Source organism: Rhabdothermincola sediminis, from assembly GCF_014805525.1.
GTDB lineage: Bacteria > Actinomycetota > Acidimicrobiia > Acidimicrobiales > Acidimicrobilacustridaceae > Rhabdothermincola > Rhabdothermincola sediminis.
The window spans coordinates 52,537-67,198 of sequence record NZ_JACFSZ010000002.1; the positions used below are offsets into that span (position 1 = coordinate 52,537).

14 protein-coding genes are annotated in these 14,662 nt (G+C 70.3%); 4 read left to right on the forward strand and 10 right to left on the reverse strand.

Annotated features, from left to right (window positions below):
* Positions 1 to 3: 3 nt before the first annotated feature.
* The gene (locus HZF19_RS01790) at positions 4 to 1,299 is read right to left on the reverse strand and encodes an alpha/beta hydrolase (RefSeq protein ID WP_208027024.1); all 1,296 of its coding nucleotides are present in this window, start codon (positions 1,297 to 1,299) and stop codon (positions 4 to 6) included.
* A 70-nt stretch (positions 1,300 to 1,369) separates the two neighbouring features.
* On the opposite strand from HZF19_RS01790, the gene HZF19_RS01795 reads away from it, so the two are divergent.
* The 3 genes from HZF19_RS01795 to HZF19_RS01805 are packed head-to-tail and all read left to right on the forward strand — an operon-like array spanning position 1,370 to position 6,002.
* Positions 1,370 to 2,815 (forward strand): WS/DGAT/MGAT family O-acyltransferase, encoded by a 1,446-nt coding sequence (locus HZF19_RS01795; protein WP_208027025.1) that lies wholly within the window; start codon positions 1,370 to 1,372, stop codon positions 2,813 to 2,815.
* 46 nt (positions 2,816 to 2,861) lie between these two features.
* Entirely contained in the window at positions 2,862 to 4,496 is a 1,635-nt protein-coding gene (locus HZF19_RS01800; protein ID WP_208027026.1) for an acyl-CoA synthetase, read from the forward strand.
* 54 nt (positions 4,497 to 4,550) lie between these two features.
* The gene (locus tag HZF19_RS01805; protein WP_208027027.1) at positions 4,551 to 6,002 is read left to right on the forward strand and encodes an aldehyde dehydrogenase; all 1,452 of its coding nucleotides are present in this window, start codon (positions 4,551 to 4,553) and stop codon (positions 6,000 to 6,002) included.
* Positions 6,003 to 6,024: 22 nt separating this feature from the next.
* On the opposite strand, the gene HZF19_RS01810 is transcribed toward HZF19_RS01805, so the two are convergent.
* From HZF19_RS01810 to HZF19_RS01825, 4 genes are all read right to left on the reverse strand, one after another.
* Positions 6,025 to 6,696, reverse strand: a complete 672-nt coding sequence (locus tag HZF19_RS01810) for an ABC-2 transporter permease (RefSeq protein WP_208027028.1) — start codon at positions 6,694 to 6,696, stop codon at positions 6,025 to 6,027.
* 89 nt (positions 6,697 to 6,785) lie between these two features.
* Positions 6,786 to 7,442 (reverse strand): PaaI family thioesterase, encoded by a 657-nt coding sequence (locus HZF19_RS17035; protein ID WP_208027029.1) that lies wholly within the window; start codon positions 7,440 to 7,442, stop codon positions 6,786 to 6,788.
* Position 7,443: 1 nt separating this feature from the next.
* Positions 7,444 to 8,238, reverse strand: a complete 795-nt coding sequence (locus HZF19_RS01820; RefSeq protein ID WP_208027030.1) for a crotonase/enoyl-CoA hydratase family protein — start codon at positions 8,236 to 8,238, stop codon at positions 7,444 to 7,446.
* A 63-nt stretch (positions 8,239 to 8,301) separates the two neighbouring features.
* The gene (locus HZF19_RS01825) at positions 8,302 to 9,066 is read right to left on the reverse strand and encodes an SDR family oxidoreductase (RefSeq protein ID WP_208027031.1); all 765 of its coding nucleotides are present in this window, start codon (positions 9,064 to 9,066) and stop codon (positions 8,302 to 8,304) included.
* Positions 9,067 to 9,105: 39 nt separating this feature from the next.
* Between HZF19_RS01825 and HZF19_RS01830 the strand changes: the two genes are divergently transcribed.
* The gene (locus HZF19_RS01830; RefSeq protein ID WP_208027032.1) at positions 9,106 to 9,849 is read left to right on the forward strand and encodes an acetoacetate decarboxylase family protein; all 744 of its coding nucleotides are present in this window, start codon (positions 9,106 to 9,108) and stop codon (positions 9,847 to 9,849) included.
* A 66-nt stretch (positions 9,850 to 9,915) separates the two neighbouring features.
* Here HZF19_RS01830 and HZF19_RS01835 read toward each other — a convergent pair whose 3' ends face one another.
* From HZF19_RS01835 to HZF19_RS01855, 5 genes are all read right to left on the reverse strand, one after another.
* A complete protein-coding gene (locus HZF19_RS01835; RefSeq protein WP_208027033.1) occupies positions 9,916 to 10,683 on the reverse strand; it encodes an SDR family NAD(P)-dependent oxidoreductase in 768 nt (255 codons plus the stop codon).
* 2 nt (positions 10,684 to 10,685) lie between these two features.
* Positions 10,686 to 11,087 carry a hypothetical protein gene (locus HZF19_RS01840; protein WP_208027034.1) on the reverse strand — a complete coding sequence of 134 codons (402 nt, stop codon included), beginning with the start codon at positions 11,085 to 11,087 and terminating at the stop codon, positions 10,686 to 10,688.
* 67 nt (positions 11,088 to 11,154) lie between these two features.
* Positions 11,155 to 11,880, reverse strand: coding sequence for an ABC transporter ATP-binding protein (locus HZF19_RS01845; protein WP_307781117.1), 726 nt, complete (start codon positions 11,878 to 11,880; stop codon positions 11,155 to 11,157).
* Between the two features lie 10 nt (positions 11,881 to 11,890).
* Complete coding sequence (locus HZF19_RS01850) at positions 11,891 to 12,625, reverse strand: ABC transporter ATP-binding protein (protein ID WP_208027036.1); 735 nt, start codon at positions 12,623 to 12,625, stop codon at positions 11,891 to 11,893.
* Complete coding sequence (locus HZF19_RS01855; RefSeq protein ID WP_208027037.1) at positions 12,606 to 14,660, reverse strand: branched-chain amino acid ABC transporter permease; 2,055 nt, start codon at positions 14,658 to 14,660, stop codon at positions 12,606 to 12,608. Before HZF19_RS01855 ends, HZF19_RS01850 begins: the two co-directional genes overlap by 20 nt.
* Positions 14,661 to 14,662: the final 2 nt, after the last annotated feature.

Here is a 14,662-nt window from a genome sequence, read left to right on the forward strand (position 1 = left end):
CCCTCAGCTCGCCGCCCGTTCCACATCGGCCGCCTCGTCGACCCGCACGGCATCCACCGCGGTGTCGCTGCCCGGGGCCGCGACCTCGGCTTCCGCCGGCCGCATGCGGGCGGGTGGCACGCCGGCGCGGTAGCGCTCGTGGATGACGGTGAGGAAGCGGTACACGGCCCGCAGCACCCGGCGGGTGCGGATGGAGCCGAACACGTCGAACGCGTGCTGCGCGCCGTGCAACTCGAGGTAGAAGGTCGGGGCCTCCGAGACCTCACCCAGGAGCTTCGCGAACGCCCGCGCGTCCTCCACGGGAGCCAACGTGTCGTTGTCGCCGTGGATGATGAAGAACGGGGGCGCGCCGGGGTGCACCCGGTCGAGTGGTGATGCCTTGGCGAACGCCTCCGGCTCGTCCGCCAGGAAGCGCTTCATCACCATGGGCTCGAGGAACCAGCTCACGAACTCCGGGGGCATCGTGCCGTTGCGGTTGGTGAAGTCGTACACCCCGTAGAAGGGGACGGCGGCCTGGATCGAGGTGTCCGCGTCCTCGATTCCCTCCTGGTACTCAGGGTCGCCGGCGGTGAGCGCCAGCATGGCGGCCAGGTGGCCTCCCGCGGAGCCCCCGGTGACGGCCAGGAAGTGGGGATCCACGCCGTAGTCGTCCGCGTGCTCACGGATCCAGGCCACCGCGTGCTTGAGGTCCACGAGATGGTCGGGCCAGGTGGCGCCGGGGCTGAGCCGGTAGTTGGCGTTGAAGCCCACCCAACCGCGTGCCGCCAGGAACTTGAGCAGGGGGAGACCCTGCTCACGCTTGTCGCCGATCACCCAGGCCCCGCCGTGGATCTGCAGGATCGCGGGACGCCGCTCGTCCGGACCGGGCGGCACGGCCGGCTCGAACACGTCGAGCTTGATGGTGCGGCCCCCGACCCGCCGGTAGGGAACGTTGCGGGTACGGCGGATCTTGTGATGGTGCCCTGGTGCCGGGTCGTCCTCGCCCAGCCCGGCGAGCGCGGTCGCGGCGAGCTGAGCGGTGGCGCGGCTCTTGGTCACGATGATCCCCAGCCCGACCCAGTTGACCCCCGTCACGCCGAGGGCCAGCCACCCGGGCCATTCCTCCAGGGCGCCCAGCCGGACGAAGATCACGACCGCGACCGCCTCCCAGACGATGTGCACCCAGCCCAGCTCGATGGTGAGCCATGACGCGAAGAAGCTGGGCAGGAAGAACACCCGGTTGCGGCGCACCGGGTGGAACGCGTTCAGGGTGAAGATCGCCCCCAGGGTGGAGACCACGAGGAAGATCCACGGGACCATCTCCACCAGTGTGCCCGGTCGGGCGGCCCGGGAGCGACCGGACCGGCGAGGCCGGTGGCACACTGGGGCGGTGCAGCGACTGTCGGGGCTCGACGCCTTCTTCCTGTACATCGAGACCCCGGCGATGCACACGCATGTGGCCCTGACCGCGGTCCTGAACCCTGGAACCATGCCCGGCGGCTACTCCTTCGAGCGGATCCGGGACCACATCGCCTCCCGGGTGCACCTGGTACCGCCGTTCCGGCGCCGGGTGGTGGACGTGCCGCTGCGCCTGCACCACCCCGTCTGGGTCGACGACCCCGACTTCTCGATCGACGACCATGTCCACCGGGTGGCCCTCCCGGCACCGGGCGGGATGCCCGAGCTGGCCGAGCTCACGGGCCACCTGGCGTCGATCCCGCTGGAACGGTCCCGACCCCTGTGGGAGATGTGGGTGATCGAAGGGGTCGAAGGCGGCCGCATCGCGCTAGTGGCCAAGATCCACCATTCGACCATGGACGGGGCAGGCGGGGCAGAGCTCATGCCACTGTTCTTCGACCTCGAGCCCGATCCCCCGGCGGGCGCCGCTCCGCCCCCCTTCCAGCCCGAGCCGCCGCCGGACCGTTGGGAGCTGCTCGGCATGGCCGGCATGGAGCGCCTGCGGGGACTCGCCGGCCTACCGTCGCTCGCCCGCCGGACCGGCGAGGCGATCGGCACCATCCGGCGGGCTCGACGCGAAGCCGGCGGTCTCTCCGGAGGGACCCCGCTCACCGCTCCCCGCAGCCCGTTCAACGGCCCGATCACCGGGGAGCGGGTCGTCGCCTTCACCCGCCTTCCCCTCGGCGACGTGAAGCACGTGAAGCAGGTGCTCGGCGGCACCGTCAACGACGTGCTGCTCGCGACCTGTGCGCTTGCGGTGCGGCGGTACCTCGCCGAGCGCGGCGAGCTGCCCGACCGACCGATGGTCACCGCATGCCCCGTGTCGGTGCGCGCCGATGACGAACGGGGCCAGGCCAACAACCGCCTGTCGATCATGTTCACGCCGTTGCCCACCGACATCGCCGACCCCGTCGAGTGCCTCCGCACCACCCACGAGACGGCGCTGGCCGCCAAGCGGGAGCACGAGGCTCTCGGCAACGACACCCTCTCGGCCTGGGCGGAGGTGATCGACCCGACGGCGAGCCGGTTCGTGAGCAGCATCTACGGCGCGACCGGGTTGGCCGCACACCATCGCCCCCCGCTCAGCTTCATCCTCTCGAACATCCCCGGCCCGCCGTTCCCCGTCTACCTGGCCGGAGCGGAGATGGAACGGGCCTACCCCATGGGCCCGGTCATCGAGGGCGCCGGGTTGAACGTGACGGTCCTCAGCTACCGGGACTCGGTCGACTTCGGCTTCCTCGCCGCCAAGGCCCTGGTGCCCGACGTCGGGGATCTCGCAGCCGCCGTCCCCGATGCGTTCGGCCAGCTCCTGGCGGCGGCCCAGCGGGCCTCGGAGCGGGGCGCACCCACTCCGGCCGAGGCGACCGCACCCCGCTGACCGCCCGGTTGAAAGCCCGGATTGGAACATGTTCTACTAGGCGTTCATGGCCTTCAACGCCGCAGACATGTTCGAGCACACGGTCGACGTGGTCCCCGATCGCACGGCGCTCGTCTGCGAGGACGAGCGCCGCACGTACGCCGAGCTCGAAGTGCGGGCGAACCGCCTCGCCCATCACCTCCAGGCGAACGGCATCGCGCCCGGCGATCACGTAGGCATCTACGGGCTCAACAGCATCCAGTGGGTCGAGGGCCTGCTCGCGGTGCTCAAGGCTCGAGCCGTTCCCGTCAACATCAACTATCGCTACGTCGAGGAGGAGCTCCGCTACCTCTTCGACAACGCGGACCTCAAAGGTCTGATCTACAGCGAGGAGTTCGGCCCGCGGGTCTCGGCGGTGAAGGACCAGCTCCCGCTGCTCAAGACCCTGGTCATGATCGAGGACGGATCGGGCGCGGACCAAGGTGACCTCGAGGCCACGCCGTTCGAGCAGGCGATCGCTGCGGGCTCCCCTGAGCGCGACTTCGGGCCCCGCTCGGGTGACGACCAGATCATCATCTACACCGGTGGCACCACCGGCATGCCCAAGGGCGTGATGTGGCGCAGCGAGGACATCTTCTTCGCCCTGGCCGGCGGCACCGACCCGTTCACCCGGGAGAAGGTGCCCGACGAGTGGCACCACGCCAACAACGCCAAGGCCAGCCCGGGCCAGCTCGTCATGCTCAACACCCCGCCGCTGATGCACGGCGCGGCGTTCGTGGCCACCCTCATGCAGTTCTTCCAGGGCAACGTCAACGTCCTGGTGCCCAAGTTCGACCCGAAGCACGTGTGGCGCACGATCGACCGCCACCGGGTCAACTCCATCCTGATCGTCGGCGACGCCATGGGCCGGCCACTCATCGAGGCGCTCGACGAGATGGAGGCCGAGGGCGAAGAGCTCGACCTGTCATGCTTCCTCGCGCTCAGCTCCAGCGCCGCGGTGTTCTCGCCCGCGGTGAAGGACCGGTTCCTCGACCGCTTCCCCGACCTGGTCATCACCGACAGCATCGGGGCCACCGAGTCGGGGTTCAACGGCTTGGTGGCGGTCGGCAAGGACAACACGGCGATGAAGGGTGGCGGCCCCACGGTCAGTCCCGGCCTCGACACCGTCGTGCTCGACGAGCAGCTCAAACCGGTCGAGCCGGGGTCCGGCGTGATCGGCAAGGTCGCCCGTGGAGGCAACATCCCGCTCGGTTACTACAAGGACGAGCGCAAGACGGCCGAGACCTTCGTCATCGCCGCCGACGGTCGCCGCTATGCCATGCCGGGCGACTTCGCCACCGTCGAGGCCGACGGCACGATCACCCTCCTCGGTCGGGGCTCGGTGTGCATCAACACCGGAGGCGAGAAGGTGTTCCCGGAAGAGGTCGAGCAAGCGCTGAAGGCCCACCCCGACGTCTTCGACGCCGTCGTCGTGGGCGTGAGCGACGAGCGCTGGGGCCAGCGGGTGGCGGCGGTCGTGCAACCACGGGAGGGCCGACGGCCGACGCTCGAGGAGCTCGACGCGCACTGCCGCAACCACGTGGCGGGGTACAAGGTGCCCAGGGAGCTCCACCTGGTGGACCAGATCGTCCGCTCACCGAGCGGCAAGCCCGACTACCCGTGGGCCAAGCAGCTCGCCGAGTCGGCGAGCAGCGGAGCCTGACCAACGTAGAGCCAGCAAACCGGCGTCGAGACGCCGACAAGGGGGGAGAGAGCCGTGAAGACCTACGACAAGTTCTTCATCGGAGGCAAGTGGGTGGAGCCCGCCGGCACGGGCACCCTCGAGGTGGTCTCGCCGGCGACGCTCGAGGTCGTCGGCCGGGTGCCCGAGGCCACCGAGGCCGACATGGACCGGGCGGTGGCCGCGGCGCGCGAAGCCTTCGATCTCGGCCCCTGGCCGCGCATGAGCCCGGCCGAGCGAGCCGACATCATGGCCTCGATCTCCGCCGCGGTGATGGCGCAGATGGACGACTTCGCCACGCTCATCACCAACGAGAACGGCGCGCCCATCTCCTTCAGCCAGATGGGGCAGGTGTACGCGGCGACGGCGGTACTCGACACCTACGTCGGCCTCGCCCGCAGCTACCAGTTCGAGGAAACCCGCGCCGGCATGCTGGGGCAGGTGCTGGTCCGGCGGGAGCCGGTAGGCGTCGCGGCCGGCATCATCCCATGGAACGTGCCGCTCTTCATCACGATGCTGAAGATGGGGCCGGCACTGGCCGCAGGGGCGACCATGGTCATCAAGCCCGCGCCGGAGACCCCGCTCGACGCCTTCGCCCTGGCCGAGATCCTCGAGCAGTCCGGCCTGCCCGCCGGGGTGGTCAACATCGTGCCCGCCGGGCGCGAGGTCGGTGAGCACCTGGTGCGCCATCCGGATGTCGACAAGGTGGCCTTCACCGGCAGCACTGCAGCGGGCCGCCGGATCGGCGCCATCTGCGGCGAGCAGCTCAAGCGAGTGACCCTCGAGCTCGGGGGCAAGTCCGCGGCCATCATCTGTGACGACGCAGACCTCGACGCCACGTTGCCGACCCTCATGCCCTTCGCGCTCATGAACAACGGGCAGGCGTGCGTGGCCCAGACCCGCATTCTCGCCCCGAGGTCCCGCTACGACGAGGTGAAGGACGCCCTGGCCGAGGCGGTCGGCAACTTCAAGGTCGGCGATCCGCTCGACCCCAGCACCGAGTGCGGGCCGCTGGTAGCCGAACGCCAGCGGGACCGGGTGGAGGGCTACATCGCCAAGGGCCGCGACGAGGGCGCCACGGTGGTGGTCGGTGGCGGTCGGCCCGCCGGGTTCGATCGGGGCTGGTACGTGGAGCCGACCCTGTTCGCGGACGTGGACAACTCGATGACCATCGCCCAGGAGGAGATCTTCGGGCCGGTGCTCTCCCTCATCCCCTACGACAGCGAGGACGACGCGGTGGCCATCGCCAACGACAGCGACTACGGACTGTCCGGCTCCGTCTACACCGCCGACGTGAACCGGGGCATCGAGATCGCCAAGCGGGTGCGCACGGGCACCTACGCGGTCAACAACCTCGGCATGGACTTCGGTGCGCCCTTCGGCGGGTTCAAGGCTTCCGGTGTCGGCCGTGAGCTGGGCCCCGAGGGGCTGGAAGCCTATCTCGAGGACAAGTCGATCCTGCTCCCGGGCGGCTTCGAGCTGAGCTGACGCCGGCAGCCGGCGACACCAGCTACTCGTAGTCGCTCAGCCTGAGGCGCACCTTGTTGAGCAGGTAGACGCGCTGGCGCTGAACCTGGTCCAGATCGCTGTCGTCTTCCAGCGCGGCCATCTGGCTGACGGCGAGGATCCCCTCGTCGGTGGCCGTCTCGGTGTCGGTGACCGCACCCTCGAGCTGCTGGCGGTCACGCTCGGCCCGCTCTGCCGCTTCGTGTGCCCGGCGCTGTTCTTCGACCCGCGCCCGCTCCTGCGCCTCACGACGCTCGCGCTCCGCCCGCTCCGCCGCTTCACGCTCGCGCCTCGCGGCCTCCCGGCGGGCGGCAGCGGCCTCCTGCTCCCTGCGGCGCTCCTCTCGGAGTGCCTCCGTGTGGCGGCGCCGCTCGGCCCGCTCGGTGGCTCGGCGCTCGCTCTCGATACGCCGCCGTTCGAGCTCGGACCGTTGGGCGGCGATGTCCTCTTCGGTCCTCGGCGATGTCGGCCGCGCGGGCGCGCCGAGCAGGCCGACGCCCGCGAGGGTGGGGCGAGCAGAGCCCTTCGGATGCGTGACCCGCAGCCCCGCCACGGTGACGCACAGGCCGAGCACGGCCAACACGAGACCGCCGAGGATCGACCACCTGGCCATGAGGAGCAGCCCCACCCCCACCGAGGACCCGAAGGCGGCGAGAGCCTTCTGCTCCCTCGTCATCGTGGTGGTCCTGCGAGAGGCCCCATCGCCAAACGTTACGCCCGGCCCGGATCCCGTGCTCGGGATCGGAGAACGGCAGCAGGGAGGCGCTAGCGCTGACGACCCGGCGGGCCTTGCGCCGCTTCCGAGTCGGCCACGATGGCGGCCAGCCGCTCGGACGATGGCTGGATGAAGACCCCTTCCCCCTCGGCGACCAGTGTCTCCGCGGCATACAGCTCGCCCACCGCGAACACCTTGCGCCCCTGGACCCGGTCGGTACGGCACTGGAAGCGCAGGTCGACTCCCAGCGGGCAGGGGTTGCGGTACCGGACGGTCAGCGTGCCGGTGAACGCGCCGAACCCGTTGTCGATGTTGGCGATGGAGAGGAACTGGTCGAACAGCGAGGCGATGATGCCCCCGTGCACCATGCCCATCGGCCCCTCGTAGAGCAGTCCGAGGTTGGTGCGAGCGGTCACCTCGGTGCCGTTCCATCCTGGGCCGTCCCGGGAGACCTCGATCTCGAACCGGGGCGCCACCGGGTTGAGCTTGCCGATCACGGGGTTCAGCCGGAACAGGTCGAGGTAGTCGTCGGTGTCGCCGAAGCGCTCGTAGAGGTTGCGGGGGCCGTCGGGCACGTGCTGCTCGAGCAATGCCGTGGCCTGGCGCACCAGCCCGGCCACCTCCTCCAGCACGCCGGGCGGCGCCTCGGTGGTCACCAACCGATCGATGAGCACCCGGCTCAGGTCCGCGAGCTCCTCGACATCCACGTCAACGTCCCTTGAACTGCGGCTTGCGCTTCTCGGCGAACGCGGTCGGTCCCTCGATCGCGTCCTCGGTCTGGAAGATGGGCGAGCCGATCTCGAGCTCGTATGCCAGGCCGACCTTCTCGGGCATCTCCCTCGTGGCCCGCATCGACTTGAGCACCGCCTGCACCGCGAGCGGGCCGTTCTCGGCGATCTGCGCCGCGATCTCCCTCGCCTTGTCCAGCGCGCTCCCGTCGGGGACGACGTGGCCGATCAGGCCGACCCGCAAGGCCTCCTCTGCAGGCATGAACCGCCCGGTGAGCAGCAGCTCGGCTGCCACCGTGTAGGGGATCTGCCGGCTGAGCCGGACGGTCGAGCCGCCGAGGGGGAACAGCCCCCGGCGCACCTCGGCCACCCCGAACTGGGCGCTCTCCCCCGCCACCCGGATGTCGAAGGCCTGGAGGATCTCCGTGCCCCCGGCCACCGCGTACCCCTCGACCGCGGCGATCATCGGCTTGCCGGGAACGAAGTGTCGCAGGAGGGCCTTCCAGTGCAGGTCGCCGTCCTGCGCGAAGCGCTTCGTGTACTCGTCGTCCGGATGGCCGGCCGCCATGGCCTTGAGGTCCGCGCCCGAGCAGAAGTTGCCGCCGGCGCCGGTGACGATCGCCACCCGGATCTGCGGGTCGCGATCGATCTCGACCCAGGCGTCGTACATCCGCACGAGCATCTGGCTGCTCAGCGCGTTCTTCTTCTCCGGCCGGTTGAGGGTGACGATCGCGACGTGACCATCGCGCTCGAACAGCAGATGAGGATCACTCATGGGGCGACACTAGAACGTGTTCTATTGTCGTGCCAGCACCCCCAGCAGGCGCACCGGGTGCGCTCACACGTGGTCGGGCCGCACCAGCGCATCGGTGCCCCCGTCGGCGAAGAGGATGCTGCCGTGGACGAACGACGCCACCGGCGACAACAGCACCGCCACCAGCCCGGCGATCTCGTCGGGCTCGGCACGCCGGCCGAGCGGGACCGGCAGGGCATCGACGAGCGGCCCGAGGACCGGGTCGTCGATCGATTGCTGCAGCAACGGCGTGAGCACCGGACCAGGGGCGATGGCGTTGAGCCGCACCCCCTGCTGCCCCCAGCTCTGGGCCCGACGGCGGACTGCCCGGGCGAGCGCCTGCTTGGTCATGCCGTACACCGACGCCCCGTCGAAACGGGCGGCGAGCTCCGAGGCGGCCAGCTCGTCGTCTCCCAGCATGGCATCCAGCAGCGACGGGTCGTCCATGGGCACCAGGCCGATCGAGTTCGAGGAGATGGCGACCGCGGCGGGCGACGGCCCACCGGCGAGCATCGGGAAGAGCCCGTCGAGCAGGCGGATGGCGCCGAAGTAGTTGACGGCCACGATCCGCGACACCGGGGTGGTGGTGGGGCCGAGGCCCGCACAGGCGACGACCGCGTCGAGGGTGCCGCCGCTCAGGCGCTCCACGGCGTCGATCGCCGCCGCTCGCCCGTCGGGGGCCGAGAGATCGGCCTCGATCTCCTCCCCCTGCAGGTCGATTCCGAGCACCCGGTCGCAATCCGCCTCGAGGCGGCGCCTGATGGCCGCGCCCATCCCTGATGCCGAGCCGGTAACCACGACGGTTCGCATGGCAGGCCAGCCTACTGGAACGTGTTCTAGTCTCTGGTCGTGACCCTCACCCGAGCCGCCCCGACCCCCAACAGCTTCGAGCTCGACGGCGAGCGCATCGCGGTGCCGGTCGAGGTCCGCTCGGCCAAGATGGTGGCCGCCCAGTTCCTCGTGGACGCCGCTGCCGCCCAGTCGCTCATCGACTACTCCGGCCTGCGGGTGGCACGCCAGCGCGGTGATCGAGCCATCTGCGCCCTGTCCGCCGTGCAGTACACCGACAACGACCTGGGTCCCTACCACGAGTTCGCGGTGGCGCTGGTGGTGGAGCCTCACGACGCCGAGCCGGGATTCCGGCCGTCGCTCACCCGGGTGACGACGTTCATCCACCGGTTGCCCGTCAACCAGGAGTTCACCTGCCGGGTCGGTCGCGGCCTGTGGGGCTTCCCCAAGTGGGTGACCGAGATCGACTACCTGGAGAGCGGGGGCTTCACCCGCTGCCGCATCAGCGAGGGCGGCGAGCCCGTGCTGGCCTTCGACGTGGCCCCGGGATGGGTTCCGCTGCCCGGCGGCGAGGTCGAGATGGCCTGCTACTCCTGGGCCGACGGGGTCCTCCGGCGCACCCCGTGGGTCACCCGGAGCCGCCACCTGCGGGCCCGCCCGGGCGGTGCCACCCTGTACCTCGGTGACGGCCACCCCATGGCCGGCGAGCTCCGGGCGCTCGGGCTGCCGAAGCGGGCGTTGATGAGCACCGGCACCCCCCTGATGACGGCCACCTTCGGGGCCCCCGAGATCATCGAGCGCTGAGCGCGACCACCCCGTCCGGCGGCCCCGCTCCTGCCGTCGACGTGGTCCGCCCGAGCCGAGGGACGCTCAGGCCCGCTCAAGCGCGTCGATGCGAGCCCACAGCAGGCCCGGTGCGAACCGGCGCAGCCGCCACAGGGTCGCCGTGCCCCGTCCCGGAAAGGCGAACGGCCGGCCCTCGTCGAGCGCCTGCTCGATGCTGTCGAGCACCTCCTCGGGACGAATACGTGGTGTGCGCGCCAGCGCTCTCGGGCCACGATCACCGATCTGGTCGAGCAACGGCGTATCGACCACCGGCGGGCAGGCGCACACGATGCGCACGCCACTGCCGCGGTGCTCGTGCCAGAGCGTCTCGGTCAGCGACACCACCGCGGCCTTGCTGGCCGAGTATCCCCCGAGCCGCTGGCTCGGCAGCCAGCCGGCGAGGGACCCGTACTGGATGAGATCCCCACTCCCCCGCTCCAGCATCCCGGGCAGCGTGAGCCGGGTGACGTTGAGCAAGCCGACCACGTTGACCGCCAGGAGCTCCTCGATCTCGTCCACCGGCTGCTCGACGAGCAGGCCCGCGGGAGCGACGGCCGCCGCGTTGACCACTCGATCGAGCGGTCCCCACCGGTCCTCGATCTCGCACACCGCCCGCTCGACGGCGTCGTGGTCGCGCACGTCGCAGACGATGGGATGGATCTGGGGGGCGTGGCGGGCGGTGAGCTCGAGCCCTCGGCGGTCGACGTCGATGGCGGCGACCCGCACGCCCGCCGCAGCCAACCGCCAGGCGGACAGCTGGCCCATCCCGCTACCGGCACCGGTGATCAGCGCAGTGCGACCGGAGAAGGGCACGGTCAGTCGACCTTCTGGCGTGACCTGGTGGCGGCGCGCAGGATGGACTCGATGTTCTGGAGCACCTCGACGCTGCGATCGGCCTGGGCCCGCTGCTCGTACACCATGCGGATGAGCCAGAAGCGGACGTAGCGGGTGAGCGAGTAGCGGACGAACAGCGCCGCGCCGGCGATGATCAACCCCAACCCCAGTACGCCACCCGAGATCAGGTAGGGGAACTGCTCGGCGGGGTACGCGGTGCCCGACGCCCCCCACCAGCCGATCAGGATGGCAATCAGCCCGAGGACGGGCAGCACCATCCCGGCGATGAGCCAGAGTCGCTCGTTGGCGTCCTCGGGAGGACGCAGGTCCATGGACGCCAGCTCGTCCTTGAACTCCTCGATGCGTTGCCGGTTGCTCTCCATCGCTCCTCCCGTGTGCGCCTCATGACGAGGCACGTCTCCTCCAGCCGATCGACTTCCGCCAGCGCCCTCAGCCACCGAGGTACGCCGCCGAGAGCTCCTCCTCCAGCTCGCTCGGGGCTCCCAGCTTCACGACCTCACCGTGCAACATGATCGCAGCCAGGTCGGCGACGCCGAGCACGGTGCGCGCGAACTGCTCCACCACCAGGATCGACACGCCGGTGCGGGCGATCTGGCGTACCGCGTCGTAGAGCTCCTCCACGATGAGCGGCGCCAGCCCCATCGAGAGCTCGTCGAGCAGCAGCAGCGCCGGATCGCTGGCGAGCCCCCGGGCCAGCGCGAGCATCTGCTGCTCACCACCTGAGAGCGTGCCCGCCAGCTGTCGGCGCCGCTCCTTCAAGCGCGGGAAGCGCCCGTAGGTCTCGTCCGAGACCTCGGCGAAGGACCGCCGCCCGGCGAAGGTCACCATCGCCAGGTTCTCCTCGACCGTGAGGTTCGGAAAGACGCTCCGCCCTTCAGGGATCGTGCAGAGGCCGGCTCTCGCCAGCTGATCCGGCGAGGCACCGTTCACCCGGCGTCCGGCGACGTACACGGACCCCTTGGTGGGCACCATCAGCCCGCTGCACACACTGATGGTCGTCGTCTTGCCCGCCCCGTTCGGGCCGAGCAGCGCGACCACGCTCCCCTCCGGCACCGAAAGGTCGACACCGCGCAGCACTTCGATACGACCGTACGCCGCGTGCACGCCGCGCAGTTCCAGCAACGGCGGTGCCTCGGCGGCGGGGCGGCCACTCACCGGTCCACCCTCATGCCTCGACCCCCATCGGCCCCAGGTACGCCTCGACGACGGCATCGTCGCGCTGGATCTGCTCGGGCGGCCCGTCGGCGATCAGGCGCCCGTGGTCGAGCACGAAGATCCGCTGGCAGGTGCGCATCACCAGCGCCATGTCGTGCTCCACCAGCAACAGCGCGGTGCCGTTGCTCGCCAGCGTCGTGAGCAGGCGGGCGAGCTCCTCCGTCTCGGTCGCGTCGAGACCGGACGCGGGCTCGTCGAGCAGCAGCACCTTGGGCTTCGTCACCAGCGCGCGAGCCAGCTCGACGAGCCGGGCCTGACCGGTGGTCAACACGTCGGCCCTGGTGTCGGCGAAGGCGTGCATCCCGACCAGCTCGATGACCGCCTCGACTCTCGCTTCCGCGCTCTCGGTGTGCGAGCCCCAACGCCTCGGGATCTCCGCTGCGACCTGGAGGTTCTCCCTCGCGGTCAACGAGCCGAACAGCTCCAACCGCTGGAACGTACGGGCCAGACCCCGCTGCGCGCGGTCGTGGGGTGCCGACTCGGTGACGTCGATGCCGTTGAGGATCACCCGTCCCGACAGCGGGGTGAGCAGCCCGGTGACGGCGTTGAACAGCGTGGTCTTGCCCGCGCCGTTCGGCCCGATCAACCCCGTCACCCGTCCCACGTCGACCTCGAGCGACACCTGGTCCACCGCCCGGTGACCGCCGTAGCTGACCGTGATCTCCCTAACCTCGAGGAGCGCCATGGGCGAGCTCCTCCTCGTCGACACCGAGCATCAGGTCGATCTGGGCCAGATCTGCAGCGGTGAACGGCCGGTCGATGCCGAGCATCTCGACGTCCATCACCGGGCCGATGGGCGAGACCGGTCGTCGGGACTCCTCGGGCAGGGGGGCTCGCTCCGCTCGCCCGGCTCCGAGCCGGCGGCGGAGCGCCTCCGTACGCACCAGGATCTCGTTCATCAGGCCGTTCGGGTTGCGGCCCAGGCTGATGCCGATCAGACCCGGTGCCACCACCAGGAAGTTGGCGAGCGAGGGGATCGCGTCCGCGATGATCGGGAACGACGCGTAGAGCAGCCCGCCCAGGAGCGCGCCGCTCACCATCCCGATACCACCCGCCACCGCCATCAGCAGCACGGGCAGGCTCTGCAGGGTGTCGTACTGGCTCACGGTCGCGGTCTTCTGGAGCCCTCCCAGCATGGCCCCGCCGATCCCGGCGATGCCCGCCGAGAGCATGAAGACCTGCAGCTTGGTCACCGTCAGGTTCAGACCGAGGGTGGCGCACGCGGCAGGGCTGTCCTTCATGGCCTGCAGCCGCCGCCCGAACGGTCCGAGGCGCAACCAGACCACCCCCACCCCGAGGCTAGCGAACACGAACGCCATCAGGATCATGTACGCGCGGTCGCTCTCGAAACCGAACCCGAGGAACGAGAGCCGGGCGATGGCCTTCGAGCCTCCACGGAACATGGCGTCCTGGGTGAACACCACCCGATCCATGAACACCGCGAAGGCCAGCGTGGCCAGTGCGAGGTAGATGCCCCGGAGCCGCACCGCGGGCAGGGCCACCAGGGCGCCGACGAGCGCGGGCAGCGCGAAGGCGGCCAAGAGCCCGATGGGGTTGCCTCCGGGCCCCCACGTGGCCATGGCGTACGCCCCGAGGCCGGCGAAGCTCATCTGGGCGAGTGAGATCTGGCCGCCGTATCCGGTGAGCGGCACGAGCGACAGCATGATGATGGCCAGGGCCAGCCCCTTGCTCCACGAGATCGTCTGGGAGGCATCGAGGAAGCTGGACACCACCGCGACGGCGACGACGAGGACCGCCGCCGCCACCAGGGCGCTGCGCATGGTCGGGCGGGCGACGATCTCCCGACTGCGCATGATTCCGTGAGCCCGCAGCGGCGCCTGGGGCAGCACCAGCAAGACGATGAACAGCATCACCACCGGGATGGCGAGCCGCAGGGAGGTCACGATGTCGATGCCGTCGGGCAGCCAGTCGGGGTTCTGCGGGAGATACCCGACGGCATAGGACTGTGCCAGCCCGAGGATGGCCGCCCCGAGGAAGGTCATCGGCAGGCTCACGAGGCGGCCGACGATCGCCGCCGCGTACGCGTTCACCACCAGCAGCGTCAGCGCCAGCACCTCCAGGCCCAGTCGGTCGGCGATGAGGATCCCGGACAGAGCGGCGAGCGCGGAGCCCAGCGCCCAGCTCGCCGCGGACGAGCGCCCGGGCCGCCCACCGTTGAGCCGGACGAGGTCCCGGTTGGAGACGACGGCCCGCATGGCGATGCCCGTGCGGGTGCCGTACAGCAGGAGGCGCAGCCCGACCGCGACCAGACCGGCGATGAGGATGACCACGACCTGGTGATACGAGACGAAGACGTCGCCGATCTGGAACTTGCTCCCTCCGAAGAACTCCCCGACGACCCGGTTACGGGTGGGAGGCCAGATGATCGGGGCCAGCGCGATCAGCCCGAAGAGCAGGCCCACCGTGACCACCGTCTTGGTCACCTCGGAGGTGCCTTCGAGACCTCGCATGATCACCCGGTCGATCAGGGCCCCGAACGCCGGTGCGAAGACGACCAGCACGAGGGCGATGGCGGGGATGGTCGGCACCCCCCACTCGAGGAGCTGCCAGTACATGAACGCGCCCATCATCCCGATGGCACCGTGCGCGAAGTTGAAGATTCCCGAGGTGGTATAGGTGACGACCAGGCCACTCGCCGCAACCGCGTACACCGACGCGGTCACCAGGCCCAGGATGGTGAAGGAGACGAAGTCGCTCACGG